General features: G+C 70.7%; 23 protein-coding genes. 13 read left to right on the top strand and 10 right to left on the bottom strand.

The features are described 5' to 3' along the window. Window positions 1–12: 12 nt before the first annotated feature. Together OWR29_RS14500 and OWR29_RS14495 are read left to right on the top strand one after the other, a co-directional pair. Window positions 13–1,602: an SLC13 family permease gene (locus OWR29_RS14500; protein WP_267563317.1), complete on the top strand. Its 1,590-nt coding sequence runs from the start codon at window positions 13–15 to the stop codon at window positions 1,600–1,602. A 28-nt stretch (window positions 1,603–1,630) separates the two neighbouring features. After that, on the top strand, window positions 1,631–1,927 hold the full coding sequence (locus OWR29_RS14495) for an FAD-dependent oxidoreductase (RefSeq protein WP_267563316.1): 297 nt from the start codon (window positions 1,631–1,633) through the stop codon (window positions 1,925–1,927). Here the strand turns inward: OWR29_RS14495 and OWR29_RS14490 are convergent. The 3 genes from OWR29_RS14490 to OWR29_RS14480 are packed head-to-tail and all read right to left on the bottom strand — an operon-like array spanning window position 1,901 to window position 5,406. After that, complete coding sequence (locus OWR29_RS14490) at window positions 1,901–2,224, bottom strand: ArsR/SmtB family transcription factor (RefSeq protein ID WP_267563315.1); 324 nt, start codon at window positions 2,222–2,224, stop codon at window positions 1,901–1,903. The two genes, OWR29_RS14495 and OWR29_RS14490, sit on opposite strands and share 27 nt — an antisense overlap. Then, window positions 2,217–2,654 carry an SRPBCC family protein gene (locus OWR29_RS14485; protein WP_267563314.1) on the bottom strand — a complete coding sequence of 146 codons (438 nt, stop codon included), beginning with the start codon at window positions 2,652–2,654 and terminating at the stop codon, window positions 2,217–2,219. Before OWR29_RS14485 ends, OWR29_RS14490 begins: the two co-directional genes overlap by 8 nt. Before the next feature lie 34 nt (window positions 2,655–2,688). Next, complete coding sequence (locus OWR29_RS14480; protein WP_267563313.1) at window positions 2,689–5,406, bottom strand: ATP-binding protein; 2,718 nt, start codon at window positions 5,404–5,406, stop codon at window positions 2,689–2,691. Window positions 5,407–5,456: 50 nt separating this feature from the next. On the opposite strand from OWR29_RS14480, the gene OWR29_RS14475 reads away from it, so the two are divergent. Together OWR29_RS14475 and OWR29_RS14470 are read left to right on the top strand one after the other, a co-directional pair. Beyond that, complete coding sequence (locus OWR29_RS14475) at window positions 5,457–5,828, top strand: PCC domain-containing protein (RefSeq protein WP_267563312.1); 372 nt, start codon at window positions 5,457–5,459, stop codon at window positions 5,826–5,828. Then, entirely contained in the window at window positions 5,825–6,838 is a 1,014-nt protein-coding gene (locus tag OWR29_RS14470; RefSeq protein ID WP_267563311.1) for an NACHT domain-containing protein, read from the top strand. The genes OWR29_RS14475 and OWR29_RS14470 overlap by 4 nt, the downstream gene beginning before the upstream one ends. A gap of 116 nt (window positions 6,839–6,954) precedes the next feature. Here OWR29_RS14470 and OWR29_RS14465 read toward each other — a convergent pair whose 3' ends face one another. Beyond that, window positions 6,955–7,509 (bottom strand): Uma2 family endonuclease, encoded by a 555-nt coding sequence (locus OWR29_RS14465; RefSeq protein WP_267563310.1) that lies wholly within the window; start codon window positions 7,507–7,509, stop codon window positions 6,955–6,957. 276 nt (window positions 7,510–7,785) lie between these two features. Between OWR29_RS14465 and OWR29_RS14460 the strand changes: the two genes are divergently transcribed. From OWR29_RS14460 to OWR29_RS14450, 3 genes are read left to right on the top strand one after another with little or no spacing between them, the layout of a single operon-like run. Further along, on the top strand, window positions 7,786–8,811 hold the full coding sequence (locus OWR29_RS14460; RefSeq protein WP_267563309.1) for a methionine ABC transporter ATP-binding protein: 1,026 nt from the start codon (window positions 7,786–7,788) through the stop codon (window positions 8,809–8,811). Next, on the top strand, window positions 8,808–9,464 hold the full coding sequence (locus tag OWR29_RS14455) for a methionine ABC transporter permease (RefSeq protein WP_267563308.1): 657 nt from the start codon (window positions 8,808–8,810) through the stop codon (window positions 9,462–9,464). The genes OWR29_RS14460 and OWR29_RS14455 overlap by 4 nt, the downstream gene beginning before the upstream one ends. Before the next feature lie 8 nt (window positions 9,465–9,472). After that, window positions 9,473–10,291, top strand: a complete 819-nt coding sequence (locus OWR29_RS14450) for a MetQ/NlpA family ABC transporter substrate-binding protein (RefSeq protein WP_267563307.1) — start codon at window positions 9,473–9,475, stop codon at window positions 10,289–10,291. Between the two features lie 62 nt (window positions 10,292–10,353). Here OWR29_RS14450 and OWR29_RS14445 read toward each other — a convergent pair whose 3' ends face one another. Continuing rightward, window positions 10,354–11,040, bottom strand: a complete 687-nt coding sequence (locus tag OWR29_RS14445) for a SprT-like domain-containing protein (RefSeq protein ID WP_267563306.1) — start codon at window positions 11,038–11,040, stop codon at window positions 10,354–10,356. Window positions 11,041–11,064: 24 nt separating this feature from the next. Beyond that, window positions 11,065–11,994 carry a M56 family metallopeptidase gene (locus OWR29_RS14440; RefSeq protein ID WP_267563305.1) on the bottom strand — a complete coding sequence of 310 codons (930 nt, stop codon included), beginning with the start codon at window positions 11,992–11,994 and terminating at the stop codon, window positions 11,065–11,067. A gap of 84 nt (window positions 11,995–12,078) precedes the next feature. Between OWR29_RS14440 and OWR29_RS14435 the strand changes: the two genes are divergently transcribed. From OWR29_RS14435 to OWR29_RS14425, 3 genes are all read left to right on the top strand, one after another. Further along, entirely contained in the window at window positions 12,079–13,485 is a 1,407-nt protein-coding gene (locus OWR29_RS14435; protein WP_267563304.1) for an MFS transporter, read from the top strand. Window positions 13,486–13,625: 140 nt separating this feature from the next. Beyond that, window positions 13,626–14,012: a hypothetical protein gene (locus OWR29_RS14430; protein WP_267563303.1), complete on the top strand. Its 387-nt coding sequence runs from the start codon at window positions 13,626–13,628 to the stop codon at window positions 14,010–14,012. Window positions 14,013–14,017: 5 nt separating this feature from the next. Then, window positions 14,018–14,152: a hypothetical protein gene (locus OWR29_RS14425; protein WP_267563302.1), complete on the top strand. Its 135-nt coding sequence runs from the start codon at window positions 14,018–14,020 to the stop codon at window positions 14,150–14,152. Here OWR29_RS14425 and OWR29_RS14420 read toward each other — a convergent pair. Further along, complete coding sequence (locus tag OWR29_RS14420; RefSeq protein WP_267563301.1) at window positions 14,143–14,745, bottom strand: TetR/AcrR family transcriptional regulator; 603 nt, start codon at window positions 14,743–14,745, stop codon at window positions 14,143–14,145. The genes OWR29_RS14425 and OWR29_RS14420 overlap by 10 nt on opposite strands. Before the next feature lie 69 nt (window positions 14,746–14,814). On the opposite strand from OWR29_RS14420, the gene OWR29_RS14415 reads away from it, so the two are divergent. Continuing rightward, window positions 14,815–15,543 carry an SDR family oxidoreductase gene (locus OWR29_RS14415; protein ID WP_267563300.1) on the top strand — a complete coding sequence of 243 codons (729 nt, stop codon included), beginning with the start codon at window positions 14,815–14,817 and terminating at the stop codon, window positions 15,541–15,543. A 6-nt stretch (window positions 15,544–15,549) separates the two neighbouring features. On the opposite strand, the gene OWR29_RS14410 is transcribed toward OWR29_RS14415, so the two are convergent. Beyond that, window positions 15,550–16,806 (bottom strand): SGNH/GDSL hydrolase family protein, encoded by a 1,257-nt coding sequence (locus OWR29_RS14410; protein WP_267563299.1) that lies wholly within the window; start codon window positions 16,804–16,806, stop codon window positions 15,550–15,552. A 117-nt stretch (window positions 16,807–16,923) separates the two neighbouring features. On the opposite strand from OWR29_RS14410, the gene OWR29_RS14405 reads away from it, so the two are divergent. After that, window positions 16,924–17,640 (top strand): alpha/beta fold hydrolase, encoded by a 717-nt coding sequence (locus tag OWR29_RS14405; protein ID WP_267563298.1) that lies wholly within the window; start codon window positions 16,924–16,926, stop codon window positions 17,638–17,640. Here the strand turns inward: OWR29_RS14405 and OWR29_RS14400 are convergent. Both OWR29_RS14400 and OWR29_RS14395 read right to left on the bottom strand, forming a co-directional pair. Further along, window positions 17,624–18,646 (bottom strand): methyltransferase, encoded by a 1,023-nt coding sequence (locus OWR29_RS14400; RefSeq protein WP_267563297.1) that lies wholly within the window; start codon window positions 18,644–18,646, stop codon window positions 17,624–17,626. The two genes, OWR29_RS14405 and OWR29_RS14400, sit on opposite strands and share 17 nt — an antisense overlap. Then, the gene (locus OWR29_RS14395) at window positions 18,640–19,077 is read right to left on the bottom strand and encodes a hypothetical protein (protein ID WP_267563296.1); all 438 of its coding nucleotides are present in this window, start codon (window positions 19,075–19,077) and stop codon (window positions 18,640–18,642) included. Before OWR29_RS14395 ends, OWR29_RS14400 begins: the two co-directional genes overlap by 7 nt. Window positions 19,078–19,155: 78 nt before the next feature. Here OWR29_RS14395 and OWR29_RS14390 point away from each other — a divergent pair, with 78 nt between their 5' ends. Beyond that, a complete protein-coding gene (locus tag OWR29_RS14390; protein ID WP_267563295.1) occupies window positions 19,156–19,731 on the top strand; it encodes a GrpB family protein in 576 nt (191 codons plus the stop codon). The last annotated feature ends 82 nt before the right edge of the window (window positions 19,732–19,813 follow it).

Below are 19,813 nucleotides of genomic sequence, written 5' to 3'. Positions count from 1 at the left end.
AAAGGGGCTGGTATGAACGGCGCCAAGACCGATGTGGAGAGCCGCCTGCTCGGCGGTGCGACCTACCGCAGCCTGGGCGAACAGAAACTGTCGCCGGCCGAGGAAAGATTCGAGCGGGGACGCCGTACGGTGGGGCTCTTCCTCGCCCCGGCCGTGACCCTGATATTCCTGGCTCTGCCGCTCAGCATTCCCCCCAGCCAGCAGGTGCTCGGCGGCCTGTTGCTGGGCGTCATCGTCCTGTGGATCACCGAGGCGGTGCCGATCCCGATCGGCGGGCTGATCGGCGTGGCCCTGATCGTCGTGTTCGGGGTGGCGGACGCGACCGATGTGCTGGCGCCCTTCGGCTCGTCCACCGTCTTCACCTTCATCGGCGCGTTCATCCTGGCCCAGGCGATGCTCAAGCACGGGCTGGCCCGGCGGTTCGCCTTCCGCATCCTGTCGCTGCCCGGCGTCGGCCGCTCGACGCCGCGGGTCATCGTGGCCTTCGGCGTGGTGACGTGCGCGCTGTCGGCGTTCGTCTCCAACACCGCCACGGTGGCGATGCTGCTGCCCACGGCGCTGGGCATCCTGTCGGTCATCGCCAAGCTGCTGCAGGACCGCGGCGTCGTCGAGGCCGGCTTCGACCCGACCCGGCTGCGGGTGGGGGCGGCGCTGATGCTGATGCTGGCCTACGGGGCGAGCGTCGGCGGCCTGCTGACGCCGGTCGGCTCGCCGCCCAACCTGATCGGGCGCGGCCTGATCGAGGAGGCCACCGGCGAGCGCATCTCGTTCGCACAGTGGATGGCCGTCGCGGCGCCCATCTGCCTGCTGATGTTCGTCGTCCTGGCGGTCGTCCTGCTGCTGCTCAACAAGCCGGAGATCCGCCGCATCGAGGGTGTGGCCGAGTACGTGGCCGAGGAGCGGGCCAAGCTCGGCCGGTTCTCGGTGGCCGAACGCAACACGCTGATCGCCTTCGCCGTCACGGTGACCCTGTGGATCCTGCCGGGTCTGGTTGCGCTGTTCGCCGGCACCGAGTCCGCCGTCTACGACACCGTGTCGGCCCGCCTCAACGAGGGCGTGGTAGCCGTACTGGGAGCCTCTCTGCTCTTTCTGCTGCCCGTGTCGTGGCGCGAGCGTGAGTACACGCTGAACTGGAGCGACGCCGCCCGCATCGACTGGGGGACGATCGTTCTCTTCGGTACGGGCATCATCTTCGGGTCGCTGCTGGCCGACACCGGGCTGGCCGAGACGATCGGCACCTCGAGTGCCGACGCGCTCGGGCTGAGCAGCACGTTCGCCATCACGGCGTTCGCGGTGGCGCTGGCCATCGTGGTCTCCGAGACGACCAGCAACACCGCCTCGGCCGCCGTGGTCGTGCCCATCATCATCCCGATCGCGGTCGCGGCCGGCGTCAATCCGCTGGTGCCGGTGCTGGCCGCCACCTTCGCGGCGTCGTTCGGGTTCATGCTGCCGGTCTCGACGCCGCAGAACGCGGTCGTCTACGGCTCGGGCGTCGTCCCGATCACCACGATGATCCGCTCCGGCATCTCGTTCGACGTGCTCGGCGCGATCATCATTCTGCTGCTCCTGCCGCTGATGGTGGCGGCGGTGGGCCTGGGCTGAGCACTGCTCGAAGTCCATACTGAACGGCATGGCTGACGAGCGGGTGCTCGTCGTGGGCGCCGGCATCTCGGGTCTGGCGCTCGCGCGGGCCTTGAGAAAACGCGATGTCCCGTACGTGGTGATGGAGCGGCACGCTCGGGCCGGCGACGCCGGGCCGGCCATCAACCTGCCGGGCAACGCGGTGCGGGCGCTCACGGCGCTGGGCCTGCGCGACGGGCTCGAGAGCTGGGGCGCCCGACGCGGCGGCGCGAGTACCGGTCGGAGCGGGGGCGGCTCGTACCGGAAGGCCTATGGCCCCTTACGAGTCGGTGGCGGCGTCGCGTAGGCGGTTGAGCGCGTCCGACCAGTATGCCTCGTAGCGAGCCACCCAGGGCGCCATGGCCTCGGCCATCGTGTCGGCGTCGATGGCGTAGCGCTGATGGCGGCCCTCACGCGTCGCGGTGACCAGGCCGGCCGCCCGCAGCGCCATCAGGTGCTTGGAGATGCCCGAGGCGACCAGGCCGGGGAACTCGGCGACCAGCTCGGCGACGGTCAGCGTGCCATGCTCGGCCAGCAGGTCGAGGATGCGCCGGCGGGTCGGGTCGGCCATCGCCCGGAACAGGTCGTCGCTGCGGTCAGGCACCGGCGCCCGCGTTCGCGACGGCCTCGGCCAGGCGCTGCAGCACCTGATGCTTGTCGGCGCCTCGTTCGTACGCCTCTTCGGTGCCCTTCCAGTCGGCCTTCCCTATCCCGGCGAACCCGTCGTGGACGAGCGCGACCCGGGTGCCCGCGGCGACCGCCTCGAGCGTGATGACCAGCCGGCCCGGATGCACCCAGCCCGCGTCCTCCTCCAGCCAGGACAGCACCAGCCGGCCCTCGGGCACCAGTTCGAGCACGACGCCGCTGATCCAGGTGCTGCCGTCGGCGCCCGGCATGCGGTAGGCGCCGCCGACCCGCAGGTCGATCTCGACCTCGGGGGAGAGCCAGCGGCGCAGCCCCTCCTGGGTGGACAGTTGCCGCCACACGGCGCTCGGCGGGGCAGCGATCTCCAGCGTGCGGGCGACCTCGGGCATGTCCTCACTCCTTACTGTCTGGTAATGCATTACCCTACAGTAAGGCGTCGGTCCGGCCAAGCTTCTGGCTCACCGCGGCTCCGGCCGGGTGCTGCAGGTCGTTGAACAGGGTGAGCGCGCGGCGCCAGGCGGCGGCCGCCTCGGCCGGGCGATCCATCGCGCTCAGCGTGTTGCCGATCCGGTCGAGGGTGGCGGCGTGTTCGTACACATCGGGCAGTTCCTCGTAGAGGGCCCGGGCCCGTTCGTAATTCTGGAGCGCGGCGCTGAACCGCTTGGCGCGGTGGTGGATCAGGCCGAGGCTGTCGCTGGCGGCCGCGATGCCGCTGCGGTCGCCCAGCTCCTCGAACAACTCCAGCGCCTGGGTGCAGCTCGCCAGGGCCAGCTCGTGCCGGCCGAGCACGGCGTTCCACCAGCCGACCTCGTTCAGCGCCACCGCCACCGCGCGCTGGTTCCCCGAGTCGCGCGCGGCGGCCAGGGCCTGCTCGGCGGTGTCCAGGGCCTCGGGCACCCGGTCGAGCAGGCCGAGCAGCCAGGCCAGCAGCGTGCGCAGCCGGTAGGCCCGGGCCGGGTCGGTGACCAGCGGGACCGCCCGTTCGGCCTCGCGCAGCGCCGCCTCGGCGCGGCCCTGCCAGCCCAGGGCCCGGGCCAGCTCGATCAACGTGTCGGCCACGTCGCCGACGTCGCCCAGCCGCCGGGCGCCGGCCAGCGCGATCCGCTGCGCGTCGTGGTATTCGTGCCAGCGGCCCTGCCGGATCTGGTAGTTGGCCGACATCCGCGGCAGCTGCACGGCGTACCGGGGAAGGCCGGCCCGTAGCGCGCGCTCGGCCACCGCGGCCAGGTTGAGCGCCTCGGCCCGCAGCCAGGCGGTGGCCGCGGCGTCGTCGGCGAGCGGGGTGACCACGACGCCGGGCGCGGGTGGCACGCCGTCGGCGACGTGCGAGTACGGCCCGAGCACGCGGTCGGCCGCGGCCGCGGTGTGCAGGTAGTGGTCGAACAGGCGAACCGTGGCGGCCGGGTCGTCGTCGTCCACCTCGGCGGCGTACTCCCGCAGCAGCGCATGCATCGCGTAGCGCCCCGGCGCGGGCGAACTGACCAGGTGCGCCGCGGTCAGCTCGGCCAGCGGCGGATCGGGCTCGCCGGTCAGGCTGGCCGCCGCGGCCACGGTGAAGTCGGGCCCGGGATGCCGCGAGAGCAGCCGGAACAGCCGCGCCGCGGGGGCCGGCAGCCGGTGGTACGACCATGAGAAGGTCGCGCGCGGGTCGGTCGGGCCGTCGCCGGTGGCGATCGCGTCGAGCCGCCGGCCCTCGGCCCGCAGCTGCTCCACCAGCTCGGCCAGGGGCTGGTCGGAACGTTCGGCGGCCTGCGCGGCGACGATCGCGAGGGCCAGCGGCAGCCCGGCGCACAGCCGGATCAGCTCGGCCACCACCTCGGCCGGCTCGCCGTCCAGACGCCGGCGGCCGAGCCGGGCGGCCAGCAGATCGCGGGCGGCCGGTTCATCGAGCAGTTCCAAGGTGAGCGCGGCGGCGCCCGGGGCGACGGCCAGGCCGTTCAGGCGGGTGCGGCTGGTGACGACGGTCAGGCACGAGTCGGACCCGGGCAGCAGGGCCCGCACCTGCTCGGCGTCGGCCGGATCCTCGAGCACGATGAGCAGGCGGCGGCCGGCGGCGAGGCTGCGGAACAGCCCGGCCAGCTCGGCCTCGCCCGAGGGCAGCCGGTCGGGCGGCACACCGAGAGCGCCCAGGAAACCACGCAACACCTCGCCCGGCTTCCGCAGGTTCGCGTACAGCTGCCCATGGGGATAATCGGCGGCGACCGACCGGGCCCAGTGGACGGCCAGGGTGCTCTTGCCGACCCCGGCGGTGCCGTAGACGAGGACGATCGGCGGGCGCGGGCCGGTCAGGTCGGCCAGCTCGGCCAGGCGGGCCAGTTCCCGCGCACGCCCGGCGAAGTGAGCCGTCACGGCCGGCAACTGACGAGGGACGGCGGTGTCGTGTCCGTCCCCGCCCGGAGTGCCCAGAAGCGGGTCGCGCACGCGGATACGGTCGGCCAGCGCACGGGTGGCCGGGGCCGGCGTGGTGCGCTGGGCCAATCTCTCGTACGCCTCGACGGCCGTACCGTAGTCGCCGGCCAGATAGGCCGCGTGCATCTCGAGCCGCACCACCCGCTCGTCGTCCGGGCTCTCGGCGGCCAGGCGTTCCGCGTCCGACCGGGCCTCGTCGACCAGCCCGCACCGCAGCCGCGCCTCGGCCAGCCGGGTCGACGCCTCACGCCGCTCCCGTTCCAGCTGACGGCGGATGCCGGCCGCCCAGTCGCCGGGCACGCCCTCCAGCGCGTTCGCCGAACCGTGCCACTGCTCCAGGCTGCGCTCGAGGTCGGCCAGCGCGGCGGACCAGTCGCCCCGGGCGATCAGCTGCCGTGCGGCCTCGGTGGCAGAACGGAAACCGTGCACGTCCACCCGGTCGGGCGGGACGTCGAGCTGATAGACGCCACCCTGCCCCTGGCGGGGCAACGTGAAACCGTACCGGCGAAGGGCGAGCCGAAGGTCGCCGATGTAACCCCGCCGGGTTTCCGGGTTGCGGGCCTCGGCGCCCCACAACGCGTTGTCGAGGAAGGTGCCGGTGACCGGCCGCCCGCGCGCGAGCAGCAGCGCGGCCAGGACACAGTGCACCTTGGGCAGTTCGGCGTCACGCCCCAGATGGATGCGGGTGTCGCCGTCGAACAGGCCGACCGGGCCGAGCAACCGGAAATCCATGCCCCCATGTTCCCCGCCGGATTCCCCGTTACCGAAGTCAATGTCTCCACATGGACATCGAGAGCAACGGCAGCCGCATCTTCGTACGGGTCGACCAGGACGAGGACGTGGTGGCCACCGTACGCTCGGCCGTCGAACGGCTCGACCTGTCGGCCGCCGTCGTGACCTCGGGCATCGGCCTGGTGCGCTCGGCCGAACTGGGCTCGGCGGCGGGCCGGCGATCATTTGCCGGCCCGCTCGACCTCAGCGCCCTGTCCGGGAGCGTCCTGCGCCGCCACGGCACCCAGGTGGCCCGGTTACAGGTGGTTCTGAACGACGCCCGCAACCGTACGATCGGCGGTCGCCTGCTCTCGGCCAAGTGCCACGGGGTGGTGGGCGTGCTGCTGGCCGCGGTCGACCTGTCCATGGACGTATCGACGTGAGCACGCCCTACCTGCCGCCGGCGCTTCGGCTGCTGCGCCCCGGGGAGCCCCTCGAACAGCAGTTGTGCTTCGCCGAGGCGTTGTGGACCACTTCCGAGTACGCGCGGAAGGCCGCCAACTTGCTCGAGCTGCACACCTCGTGGCGGGCGGTCGTCTACGGCGGTCCGGGCAGCGGCAAGTCGACGTTCGCCGCGCTGGCCGCGCAGGGCCTGACCGACCGCCGGGCTTCCGTCGTGCCACTGCTGTTCTCGATGAACTCGCGGCGGCACCCCGACGACCTGTCCGGCTGGCTGAGCCGGCGCATGGCCCGCGCGTACCCCCACCTGCCGCGCAACGCGGTGGCCCGCCTGGCCAACAGCGGCGAGTACCTGTTCATCCTGGACGGGCTCGACGAGATGCCGGCCCGGATGCGGCGCTGGGCGTTGGAAGAGGTCAACCTGCTGTTCGGCGTCGAGGCGCCCGTGGTGCTGCTGACGAGCGACGCCGGCCTCGACCACCCGCTGCGCCTCGAAGGCGCGCAACACATCGGCATCGACCCGGCCGGGCCCGCCGCGGTAGCCGACTATCTGGACGCTCTGGGCCGCCTCGAGATGCCGAACATCGCGGGTGCCACGGCCGGTTTCGACCGCCTGGCCAAGGCGGTGCGCGAGGATCCGTACGGCCCGGTCGGTCTGCTGTTGTGCCGGCCGCTCGACCTGGCCCTGACCGTCCAGGCGATGCGCCGCGGCCTGCTCTGGCCGGCCGACTTGACCGACTGCCTGGCCCGCGACGGCCTGGCGGGCGCGCGGGAAGTGCTGCTCGACCTCGAGATAGCGGGGGCGCTGAACGGCCGCTGGCCCCGCCGCCGCACCGCCACCCTGGCTCGCCGGTTGCGCGTCTCCGACGTCGGGCCGCGGCCTGGGCCTTTCCTGCCCGCCCTGCATGCCGCCGGCCTGCTCCGCCGGGAGGGCCGCCTGTACGACTTCCGCCACACCGAATTGCGCGACTACGCCGCCCTGGCGTTCAGCTAACTTCTCCGCGCCGAAGTTCAACGCTTCCTGCGTACGTCGTCATGCGCGCGTTTCTCAACTGAAGTTCAACCCGCTCAGGTCCGTCCGTGCTTGGCCGATGTCGACGGCCGGAGTCGTCAGCTGAGGTCGTGCTCCGTCGGGTTGGTGTTGAGGAGCCAGGCCAGCGGCATGGTCGCCCGCACGGTGTAGTGCCTGTCAGCGAGGGCGTGCATCGTCACGTTCTGCGCCGCATCTTGGTCTACCACCCAGTACTGCGGTATGCCCGCGGCCGCGTACTCGCTGCGCTTGGTGACGGTGTCGATGCCCTCTGAACCTGGCGAAAGGATTTCGATCACCAAAAGGACATCATCGACAGGCAGCCAGACGCCATCGCTCTGTTCCTTGTTCCAGACAACCAGGTCAGGAATGCGGCCGCCGATTCCGCCGGAGCGGCCTGGAATGCGAATACCGACCGCCTGAGCGATCCGTTCCGCCGGCACGCCCGCCGCCAGCAACCATCCCGTGAGCCGAGTCGCGATGATCGCGTGGATGTAGCCGGGCGGCGGCATGATCGAGAGGGCTCCCTCAGGACTGATCTCGTATCGATGATGCTCGTCCGCGGCCATCATCGCGGTCAGGTCGGCGAGCGTCACCACCGGGGGCATGTACCTGCCGACAGCTTCCGCACTCATGCCGACATCGTACTGATTTCTGAGCCACCGATGTCGTTCCCGCGTCGACCTGTGGATAACTCGCCAAGCGGTGAGCGTCACCGTCGCTCTCGGTATGGGGCGGGGGAGTGCGGGGCGTTGGTAGTTAGTGGCTGGGGTTCGTGGGTAGTCAGGTGCGTTCGCCGTGATGGTCGTTACAGCGGTTGGCGTGCGAACTCTCAGGCCGCTATCTTGTCGATGTCTCGAAATCTATGGGAGTTATAGGTTTTACGGGCTCGTCAACCACGCATAACAGGGATGTACGTGATTGAGATCGCAGGGCTCCGGAAGACCTACCGGGCCAAGGGACGACGCGACCGGGCGGTCGTGGCCGTGGATGGGGTCGACCTCAGCGTCGCCGAGGGTGATGTCTTCGGTGTGCTCGGGCAGAGCGGCGCCGGCAAGAGCACGTTGCTGCGCTGCGTGAACATGCTCGAGCGGCCGGATGAGGGCACCGTCAAGGTGGGCGGGGTCGATCTGACCGCTCTCGACCGGCGGGGGCTGCGCGAGGCCCGGCACGGGATCGGCATGATCCACCAGCATTTCGCGCTGCTGTCATCGCGTACGGTGGCGGGGAATGTCGCTTTTGCCCTTGAGGTCACGGGTGTGCCGCGCAATGAGCGACGCGAACGGGTGGCCGAACTGCTCGAGCTCGTCGGGCTCGGCGGTCGCGCTGACGCGTACCCCAGTCAGCTCTCCGGTGGGCAGAAGCAGCGTGTCGGCATCGCCCGCGCGCTGGCCGCTCGGCCCAAGGTGCTGCTCTCGGACGAGGCCACCTCGGCGCTCGACCCCGAGACGACCGACTCGATCCTGCGGCTGCTGCTCGACCTGAACCAGCGGCTCAACCTGACCATCCTGCTGATCACCCACGAGATGAACGTGGTCAAGCGGATCTGCCGGTCGGCCGCAGTGATGCGCGACGGCCGGTTCGTCGAGTCGGGGGCGATCACCGACCTGCTCGACCGGCCCGATTCCGAGCTGGCTCGCGGGCTCTTCCCGCTGGACGCCCCCACCTCGCTCGACGGTCACACCGTCGTGGACGTGACGGTCAGCGGCGACGGGGCCGACGCGCCGCTGCTGGCCGAGGTCGCACGGCGCTTCGACATCGACGTACGCATCATGGCCGGCTCGGTCGAGCAGCTGGCCGCGACCCGGGCCGGCCGGTTCCGGCTCGCGGTACCCGCCGGTGACGACGCGCCGCTCAATTATCTGAGCGAACGCGGCGCCCGGATCGGCCGGCCCACCGCCCCGTCCCCGATCGAGATTCAGGGAGCCGCGTCGTGACCTGGTCCGAACTGTCCGAGCTGCTGGCCGTCGGGCTGCAGGAGACGGCCTGGATGGTCTTCGTCTCGACCGTGCTCACCGCGGTCGGCGGGCTCCTGCTCGGCATCCTGCTGGTGCTGACCGCGCCCGGCGGCATGCTGGCCGCGCCCGCCGTGTCATCCGTACTGGGCTTCATCGTCAACGTCACCCGCTCGCTGCCGTTCATCATCCTGCTCGTCGCGGTCATCCCGTTCACGCGGGCCGTGGTCGGCACGACGATCGGCACCGACGCGGCGATCGTGCCGCTGACCATCGGCGCCATCCCGTTCTTCGCCCGCATCGTCGAGGCCGCCCTGCGCGAGGTGCCGCCGGACGTCGTGGCCGCGGCCACCGCCATGGGCGCCACCCGCCGCCAGATCGTCGGCAAGGTGCTGCTGCGCGAGGCCCGGCCCGGCCTCGTCGCGGGCCTGACGATCACGGTGATCGCGCTGGTCGGCTACTCGGCCATGGCCGGCGTGGTCGGTGGCGGTGGGCTCGGCGACCTGGCCATCCGATACGGCTACCAGCGCTTCGACACGCAAGTGATGATCGCGACGGTCATCGCGCTCATCGTCTTCGTCCAGCTTGTCCAGACCGCCGGCGACATCCTCGTACGCCGCTTGTCCCACAGATAGGAAAGTGCATGCGCCGCACCATCGCCGCCGTCCTCACCTCGGCCACGCTTCTGCTGGGGCTGGCCGCCTGCGGCTCTTCCGACGACGAGGCCGCTTCGAGCAGTGACACCCTCAAGGTCGGCGTCAGCCCGGTCCCGCACGGCGAGATCCTGAAGTACATCTCCGACAACCTGGCGTCGGCCGAGGGCCTGAAGCTCGACATCGTCGAGTTCAACGACTACATCCAGCCCAATGTGGCGCTGCAGGAGAAGCAGCTCGACGCCAACTACTTCCAGCACATCCCGTACCTGGACGAGGAGAAGGCGGCCAAGGGCTACCAGTTCACCGCGCTCAAGCCGGTGCACATCGAGCCGCTGGGCGTCTACTCCAAGTCGGTCAAGAACATTGCCGACGTCCCCAACGGCGGCGTGGTCGGCATCCCGAACGACCCGTCCAACTCGGGCCGCGCGCTCAACCTGCTCGCCGCCAACGGCCTGCTCACCCTGAAGGACGGCGTGGGCGTCAAGGCGACCGAGAAGGACATCACCGCCAACCCGAAGAACCTGCAGTTCAAGGCGCTCGAGGCGGCCCAGCTGCCGCGCAGCCTGGAGGACACGGCGATCTCGGTGATCAACGGCAACTACGCGATCGAGACCGGCCTCAAGCCGGCCACCGACTCGCTGGCGCTGGAGAAGGGCGAGGGCAACCCCTACGCCAACCTCCTGGTCGTCCGCACCGGCGACGAGGGCGACGCCCGCGTCGTGAAGCTCGAGAAGCTGCTGCACTCGCCCGAGGTCAAGAAGTTCATTGACGACAAGTACCAGGGCTCGGTGCTCGCCGCGTTCTGACGCTCGTTTCCTGAAAAGGCCGGGGCCGCGCTGCGGTTCCGGCCTTTTGCTGAGCGCCGCCCTCAGGCGTCGGGTGGCAGAGGTTCCACTGCTGTGAACGGCGCGCTCAGCAGGCCTGCGCTGGTCTGCACCTGGTAGCGGCTGCGCCCGCGCTTGGTGACCGTGCCGGCGAGGCCGTGATACTTGCCGGCGCCGGTCAGGCGTACGCGTTGGCCGACCCGCACCGCCACGGCGACCGGCGCCGGCGGCTGAGCCAGCAGGCGGGCCAGCTCACTCTCGTAGCGGGGGTGCATCGGCGCCGGGCGGCCGGCCCTGGTCCAGGTGTAACGGGCCGACACGTCGAAGCCGCGCGAGCAGGTGGGACACGACCGTACGCGGACGGGACGCCGATGGGCGGTGACCCGGTGACCGGCGGGACAGCTGCCCTCCCACACCCCCTCGACCCGGGGCGCGTCGGCCGGCACGCACCGCGTCGCCGAGCAGCCGATGCGCCGCGCGGTGGCCTGCCACACCCGGTCGTGGCCGTGGCGCGGACCGGCCAGGGCGTGCGCGATCTCGTGCAGGATCGTGTCGGTCACCTGCTCGACGGAGTGCAGCTCGGTCAGGACGCGGGAAAGACCGATCTCTTTACGGTCGAAGCGGCACACGCCGGCGCGGGTGCGGGCGTTGTCGAAGACCAGCCGCCAGCCGGTCAGGCGGTGCTGCGTCATCAGGTCGGCGGCGAGTGCCCTCGCGTCGGCCACCTTCACGTTCCGTGCTCCCCGTTCGCGTTCCTAATGCAGCATGCCCGCGGCGTACAGCAGTTCGCCCAGATCGGCCACGCACTCGCCGGTCCAGACTACCGACCCCGCGGCCACCGCCACGGGCACCGCGACCAGCATCAGCAGCCGGGCGGCGTAGCGCGGGGCGAGCAGCGAAGCCACCCGGCGCGGAACCACTCCGGCCCCGCGCAGGTCACGCCGGCCGGGCGCCATCGAGAGGCCGAGCCGGGCCTCCGAGGCGCGCAGGGCGGCCGCGCCGATCGCCCGGGCCACCACACGCCGGTCGCCCAGCTTCTCGGCCGCGCGTTCGTCGGCGGCCCGCTCGACCAGGAAGTCGATGCGGCGGGTCAGCCATCGGAAGACCGGGTGCACGGCGGCGGCCAGCCGCGCGTACAGCACGAGGGCGTGGTGGCGGGAGTCGAGGTGGGCACGCTCGTGGGCGAGCAGGGCGCGGTACTGCTTGTCGTCCAGAACCGAGCGCATGCCGGTGGTCACCACGACCCGCCCGGGCGGCCCCGGCACGGCGAACGCCTCGGCGCGGGAGTCGTCGATCATCGTGACCCGGTCGGCGTCGACCGGCAGCCCGCTGAACTCCCGGGCGATGCCCAGCTCGCGGCGGTGCTGCCGCCACACCCGGACCATGCCGGCGACGGCCACCACCAGCAGCGCGACCGACAACCAGGACACCCACGGCTCGTGGCCGGTGTCGGCCCGCACCATCGAATCCGAATAGCCGAGCCACCGGCCCACGGCGTGCACCTCGGCCACCGCCTTGAGGGCGAACGCCGTCAGGCTGATCAGGCAGGCGGCCGCCGCGGTGACGATCGACATCACGAGCACGGTGACCGCGGCCTCCGGGCGCAGGCGGTCGGCCAGCCACCGTACGGCCAGCGCCACCAGCACCGGACAAATCACGACGGAGACCACGAAGTGGTCGAACATGTCGCCTCCCAACACCCGAGCACCACAGTCTCACACCCGAAGTCGGTGGACCTGAAGCGTGCTTCAGGTCATAGGGTCGTGGTCATGGGGGCTATCCGGGGTCACGTGCGCGTCTTCTACCAGCTGCTGGTCAACACGCTGCTCGTGTCGGTCACCAACTTCACGGTGTGGTTCGCGATCACTTTCTACACCTACCTCGAGACCCAGTCGGTCTTCGCCACGGGCGTCATCTCGGGCGTGTTCCTGGTGCTGACCGCGCTCACCGGCATCTGGTTCGGCAGCCTCGTCGACAACCACCCCAAGAAGCTGATGATGCAGATCTCGGCCGGGGTGTCCCTGATTCTGTACGTGGTGTCGCTCGTCATCTATCAGCTGACCCCACGCGAGGAGTTCCGGAACCCGGCCGGCGTGCCCCTGTGGATCCTGATCGTCCTGCTGATGGTCGGGGTGATCGCGGGCAACATTCGCACGATCGCCCTGCCGACGATGGTGACGGCGCTCATCGAGGAGGACACGCGCGACCGCGCCAACGGCCTGGTCGGCACCGCGTCCGGAGTGTCGTTCCTGGTCACGTCGGTGATCAGCGGTCTGCTGGTGGCCCTGGGCGGAATGTTCTGGGTGCTGGTGGCGGCGATCGTCGTGCTTGCGCTTTCGATCGTGCATCTGGGTCTCGTACGCGTACCGACCGGCCTGACCGAGCCGGCCGCAGCCGCCGCCGCCCCGGCCCCCGCGCAGCCGGCCAACGTCACCGCGGCCACCGGCGAACCCGCGCCCGACCAGCCTTCCGTTAGCAAGATCGATCTGCGCGGCACGATCCGCATCATCAGCCAGGTGCCCGGCCTCACCGCGCTGATCATCTTCTCGGCCTTCAACAACCTGCTCGGCGGCGTCTTCATGGCGCTGCTCGACGCGTACGGCCTGTCGATGATGTCCGTGCAGGGCTGGGGCCTGCTGTGGGGCGTCCTGAGCACCGGCTTCATCGTCGGCGGCCTGCTCATCTCGAGGACCGGCCTGGGCAAGAACCCGGTCTGGCTGCTGCTGATGGTCAACATCGTCTGCTGGACGGTGACCCTGCTCTTCCCCCTGCGCGACTCGGTGATCTGGCTGGCCGTCGGCCTGTACGCGTACATGCTGGTCGTGCCGTACGCCGAGGCCGCCGAGCAGACGATCCTGCAGAAGGTGGTGCCCTACGAGCGCCAGGGCCGCGTCTTCGGCTTCGCCCAGAGCGTCGAACAGGCGGCGTCCCCACTAACCGCTTTCCTGATCGCCCCGGTGGCCCAGTTCGTCTTCATCCCCTTCATGACCGACGGAGCCGGCGCCCGCCTCATCGGCAGCTGGTTCGGCACCGGAGCCGCCCGCGGCCTGGCCCTGGTCTTCATGCTCACCGGCGTAGCCGGCCTCATCATCACCGCGATCGCCCTGCGCAGCCGTCCCTACCGCCGCCTGAGCAACCGCTACGCCGCCGCGCAACCCGAGCCGGTGGTGCCGTAAGCCATCCGGGACGGGTTGACAGCCCAGACCCGGCGAGCGGCGGCACCTGCTGTCGCGCGGCACAATCGACGGAACGCCGGCATCCGAAGGGGACTCATGGCGATCGTCGGGGTGCACGGATCTGGAACCGCAAGGACGGGATGACGCCGGAGGAAGCGGCGGCGGCCTTGGGGGAGGGATGGACCGCGAGCCTGGCCAAGGGCTATCGCGACGCCGGGCTCGGGCAAGCGGCGCCGGCCGTCGAAGCGGCCTACTACGCGCATCTTTTGCACGACGAGGCTCAAGGGGACGCGCTCGACCTGGACGATCTCACCCCGGTCGAGCGGGAGTGGGCCTGGCAGTGGCTGGTCGCCCACGGGGTGCCGGACGAGGCGGCTCAAGGGCCGGTGACCAAGCCGGTGCAGGGTCGCCGCTCGCCCTGCCGGAGGTGGTGTTCGAAGGGCTCGTGCCGGAGCCACGCGCAGGGCGGGGGCAGCGGCCGCCCAACGTGGGGCGGTGGGTCAACATCGCCGACCCCGGGGACCTGATCGCCGTGCCGAAAAGGCTGGGGGACCGGTTCGACGTCGATCACCACGACGAGGCGTACCTGGGGCTGGTGGATTTTCATCGGTTCGACGGCTATTTGAGTTCGGGGCTCATGGCGGCGGCGGTCGCGCCCTACGTCTGAGTGATGCCGCGCAGCAGGTTGCGGAGCAGGGCGTCGACGAAGTCCAGGGTCAGGGGCTCGGCGGGCATCAGCAGGCGGTGGTAGCAGGCGCCCCACAGCTGGTCGACGACTACCTGCAGATCGACGTCGGGGGCGATCTGGCCGTCCTGCTGGGCGCGGCGGAGGCGTTCGACGGCCAGGGTGCGCCGGGGCACTGTGTATTGCGAGGCGAGCACCGTGGCCAGGCCGGGGTCGGACTGGGCGGCGCCCACCAACGCCGCGATCACCGGGCCGCCACGGTCGGCCGTCAGAAGGCGTACGAAGGAACGCAGTTGATTTCGCAGGTCGTGCTCGATGTCGCCGGTGTCCTCGAACGCCAGCCGGGGCTCGACGGCCGCGAAGTAGGCCTCGAAGGCGAGCGCGCCGGGGGAGGGCCACCACTTGTACAAGGTCATCTTGCTGACGCCGGCCCGCTGGGCGACCTTGTCGAAGGTCAGGCCGGGCAGGCCGCTCTCGAACAGCATCTCGCCGGTCGCGGTCAGGGCCGCGGCGCGCACGGCCTCGGCCGGTCGGCGTCCGCGGCCGCGTCGCAGGCCGTTCCCCAGGTCACTCACCCTTGCAGTATATGGACAAGCCGTCTACTTTTAAATGGACAGCTTGTTTACTACTGAGGGATGGTCATCATGAGCAGGGTTGCGATCGTCACCGGCGGGTCGGGCGGCATCGGCCGGGCGGTGGCCGAGCGTCTCGCGGCCGACGGCCTGGCGGTGGCCGTGCACTACGCGGGCAACCAGGCCGCCGCCGACGAGGTCGTGGCCAAGATCCAATCCAACGGCGGAAAGGCTTTCACGTACGGCGGTGACGTGGCCGACGAGCAGGCGATGACCGCGCTTTTCGACGCCACCGAGGAGCGCTTCGGCGGGGTCGACGTGGTGGTCAACCCGGCCGGCATCATGCTGCTGGCGCCGGTGGCCGAGATGAAACTGGATGACTTCGACCGCATGATGCGCACCAACATCCGTGGCGCCTTCATCGTGTCGCAGCTGGCGGCGCGGCGGCTCCGGGCCGGTGGCGCGCTCATCAACGTGTCGACCTCGGTGGTCCGGCTGCAGCAGCCGACCTATGCGGCGTACGTGGCAAGTAAGAGCGCCGTCGAGGCGATGACCCTCATCCTGGCCCGTGAGCTGCGCGGCCGCGACGTCACTGTGAACACCGTGGCGCCCGGCCCGACCGACACGCCCCTGTTCACCGACGGCAAGCCGCAGGAGCTGATCGACCGGATCGCCGCGGCGAACCCGTTCTCGCGCCTGGGCACCCCCGACGACATCGCGCGCAGCGTCTCGTTCCTGGCCGGGCCCGACGGCCGGTGGATCAACGGCCAGACCCTGTACGCGAACGGCGGCGCCGCCTGACTCGTCTCAGGCGAACAGCTTGAGGTCGACCGCCGCGGCGAGCGCCTCCATCCCGGCGTCGTTCGGGTGGAGGTGGTCGCCGGTGTCGTAGCGGCTGTTGTAGCTGGTCGGGTCGCTCGCGTTGTGGGTGGCCGTGTCGAAGTCGATCACCGCGTCGCAGCCGCTGCCGTCGGCCTTGACGAAGTCGTTCCACGCGTCGCGGCCGGCCTCACCGTTCTCGCTCCAATAACCAGCTCCCTTGTACGGCGTGAGAGTGGCACAGAAGATCTTGATCCCGGCGTCGTGGCTGCGCTGGATCAGCTGCTGCAGCCCGGCGATCAGGTCGTCGCCACTGGGGTTGTCGCCGCCGAGGTCGTTGATCGCCAGGTCCGAGACCACGACCCACTTGACGCCGGTCTGAGCGAGTACATCCCGGTCGAACCGGTTGATGGCGCTCTGCCCCGATCCGTCCTGCAGAAGCATGTTGCCGCTGATCCCCGCGTTGAGCACGCCGACCGGCTGCCCGCCGCTGACCAGCCGCCGCGCGAGCTGGTCGGGCCAGCGCCGGTTCTCGTTGAACGTCGAGTCGAAACCGTCGGTGATCGAGGCGCCCAGCGTGACGACGGCGCCCGCCGACTCGGCGTTCTGCACGTCGATGCCGGCCAGGAACGCGTACTGGTCGAAGGTCTTGACGCCGGACAGCGCGCCCTTGGTGCTCTGGTTGCCCGAGGCGACGTAGTTGTTGCGGTTGGCGAACGCGTGCTGGGTGACCGAGCCGATGCGCTGCGGGACGTAGGCGCTGACCGCGATGTCGCCGCCCGCGGGCAGACTGAACTGGACCGGGTCGCTCACGGCGGTTTGGCCGGCCTCGATGGTCACCGAGTCGCCGCCGTCGAAGGTCACGTGCGCGTTGGTGCTCGCGTCGACCGTGCTGGCCTGCTGGTGGGCCGCGACGTAGACGGCGCTGACGGTCAGCGGGTCGCTGCCGAACTCGTTCGAGAGCTTGATGCGTACGGTGTCCCCGCCGATGCTCGTGCGGACCACCTGCCGTACGGTCTGCCGTTCGAAAGCGGGACCACCGTTCTGCACCGCGACCGCCCACGTGCCCGTCCACGGCGTCTCCGCCGGAGTGGCCGAAGCCGAGGGCTCATTGCCGGCCGGGGCCGGGGTCGCCGTGTTCTCATCGCTGCCGGACGACCCGCGCCGCACCAGCACGAACGCCACCACAACAAGGACCACGAGGGCTGCCGAAACCGCGAGCGTCGTCTTCCTGGTCCATTTCACCGCGCCCACGGTACTGGGTGCGATCACGCGTTCCTGTTGCGCCTGAGCTGGGAGATTCCTGACAGTACGGCGTACGCGTGACGTGGATCTCAAGCATCGGTGGGGCATGCTGTCCGGGTGACCGATTTGCGTGTGCTCAGCGGCGGCGAGACGTCGCCCACCTATCTGTTGCTGCACGGCCTCGGGGCCACCGCCAACGTCTGGCTCGGGCTGGCCGGCATGCTCGGGGACGCGGCGTGGGTGGCTCCCGATCTGCCCGGGCACGGGGGATCGGCGCCGCTGCCGTCGTACTCGTTCGCGAGCGTGGCCGAGGCGGTGGCGGGGTTGGTCGACCCGCGGGGAACGGTGATCGTCGGGCACTCGTTCGGCGGCGTGGTCGCGCTGCACCTGGCCACCCGGCCGGGAGTGCTGGCTGTGGTGGGGCTGGGCATCAAGGCGGAGTGGTCGGACGAGGAACTGGCCCGCGCGGCGGCGATGGCGGAAAGGTCGGCGCCGGTCTACGCGACCCGGGCCGAGGCGGCGCAGCGGCACCTGCGGGTGGCCGGGTTGGAAGGGCTGCTGTTCGAGGCGCCCGAGGCCGCGGTCGTCCAGACCGAGCACGGGTGGCAGCCGGCCTTCGACCAGCGGGCCTTCGCGGTGGGCGATCCGGGGGTGGCGGCGCTGGTGGCCGCGTCGCCGGTGCCGGTCGTGCTCGCGCGGGGCGAACACGACCGGATGGTGCCGGCGTCCAGCGCTCCGGTGGCGCTGCCCGGGCTGGGGCACAACGCCCACGTCGAGGATCCGGGCGCAATCCTCACCCTGCTGAGCCCGCCGCCCCTCAGCCCGCCGGTTTGACGCCGACCACTGCTCCGTTGGCGCCGGGGGCGTCGAAGCGGACGGTCCGGATGTCGGTGAAGCCCGCTGCGGCCAGCCAGCCGGCGTACTCGGCGTCGGAGTAGTTCCGGCCGCCAACCGTCTCGACCAGCATGTTCATGCCCATGAGCGCGGCCGGCGCCGGTCCGGTGCGGTCGGCGTCGAGCAGCAACTCCGAGATCACCACGCAGCCGTCGGGCTCCAGGGCCTCGTACGCATGGGAAAGGAGCCTTTGATTCGCCGGCTCGTCCCAGTCGTGCAGGATCATGCTGAAGAGCACGACGTCGTGACCGCCGGGCAGGCTGTCGTCCCGCAGGAAGTCGCCGGGCGTGGCGCCGATGCGGTCGCTCTGTCCCGCTTCGGCGACGTTGGCGGCGGCGATCTCGCAGACGTGCGGCAGGTCGAACACGGTGGCGGTGAGGCCGGGCAGCGAACGGCAAAGTTCGATCGCGTACGCACCTGAGCCGCCGCCGACGTCGAGCAGCCGCTTGCTGTGGCTCAGATCGACGTGCTGGGCCAGCGATTTCGCGGTGAAGACGGACGTGGAGTGCATCGCGCCCCAGAAGCTCTGCAGCATCACGGGATCGGCAGTGTCGAACATGGACTCCTGAGTGGCCGGATCCCACGTGAGCGGCCGATCCTCGCGCAGGGCCTCGCCTATCCGGTGCCAGGGCAGGTACGTGCGCTGGTCGCAGTAGGTGACCTGTCCGCCGAAGTAGTACGGCTTGCCCTTGACCAGGAACTCCTCGGCGAGCTCGGTGTTGCGGTAGCCGTCGCCGTGCCGTTCCAGCAGGCCGAGCGAGGCGCACGCGGTGAGCAGCAGATCGGCCGGGCGTTCGGGCAGCCCCAGCTGGTCTTCGGCCTCGGCGACGGTGATCGTGCGACCGCCGGCCAGCCGGGTGAACAGATCCAGTTCCACCGCGGCCGCGAACGTCTTGAAACTCCAGAACCCGGTGACCAGCCCCATCAGGGGCGTCGGTGTCAGCATGGGGGTCTCCCGAGGGTCAGGCGGACAGCACCAGGGCCCGCAGTGATCAGGGCGGCGACCTTGGCCACTTCGAGGACGATGTAGGCGATGTGGGCGTGCGACCGGGGACCGTCGTCGCCGGCCAGGACCTGTGCCGTCCGACGGCTCAGCCGGGGCCGGACGAGCAGCAGTTGGACCAGCAGCAGCGCCGGGGCAACACCGACGGCCACGCCGGCGGCCGTGCCGATGCCGCCCACCGCGGTTAACACGCCGATGCCGATCGCCAGCGCGACCTCGGCCACGTTCAGGGCCCGGAAGACCAGGCGCCCGATCCCCAGGCCGATCGGCAGCGTGACGCCGGGCGCCCGGAACTTCAGCGGGGCTTCCAGGAACGAGATGGCGAGGACCATGCCGAGCCAGACAAAGATCAGAGCGGCCGCGGTCCCGAGCATGATCCAACCTTAATCGCTACCGCCCGATCCACGGCGGTGGATAGTCTGGCCGACTTCCCCATTCCCGGAGGTGCGCCCATGCCCGACTATCCGCCCGAGGTCAGGAACCGCTTCGTCGGCGACAGCAAACCCGGTCTGGTCGGCGAGACGCCGCAGCGCTGGCTGGCGCCGGTGGTCATCGAGGACTACGACCCGGCCTGGGCCGAGCGCTACGCCCAGGTACGTGCGGGCATCGTGTCCGCGCTCGGCCCACGCGTCCTGGCCATCGAGCATGTCGGGTCGACGTCGGTGCCCGGCCTGGCCGCGAAGCCCATCATCGACGTCGACCTGCTGGTGAACGACTCGGCGGACGAGGACTCGTATGTGCCCGGCCTGGAGCCGCTGGGCTACCGCCTGCTGCTGCGAGAGCCCTGGTGGCACGGCCACCGCATGCTGATAGGCGGCGACGAGGACATCCACCTGCACGTCTGGTCGGGCGACGCCCCCGAACCAGTCCGCCACCGCCTCTTCCGCGACTGGCTGCGAACCCACCCCGAGGACCGCGACCTCTACGCCACCACGAAGCGCCGCCTGGCCGACGACCGGTCACCCGACTACACCATGGCCAAGAGCGACGTCATCGACCAGATTTTCGCTCGCATCTTCGCGGACTGACCGCGCCGGCCGGCGCTGTCGCGCTTGCTCAGTCGTCCCGCAGGCCCAGAGGTCGCTGAGCCTTGTCAGCTCTGGGCCGCGG

Origin of the sequence: Paractinoplanes pyxinae (genome assembly GCF_026626335.1) — a bacterium.
In the GTDB taxonomy this organism is placed as follows: Bacteria; Actinomycetota; Actinomycetes; order Mycobacteriales; family Micromonosporaceae; genus Actinoplanes; species Actinoplanes pyxinae.
Note: the sequence above shows the minus strand (reverse complement) of the source record. Positions and strands in the feature narration are given on the sequence as shown.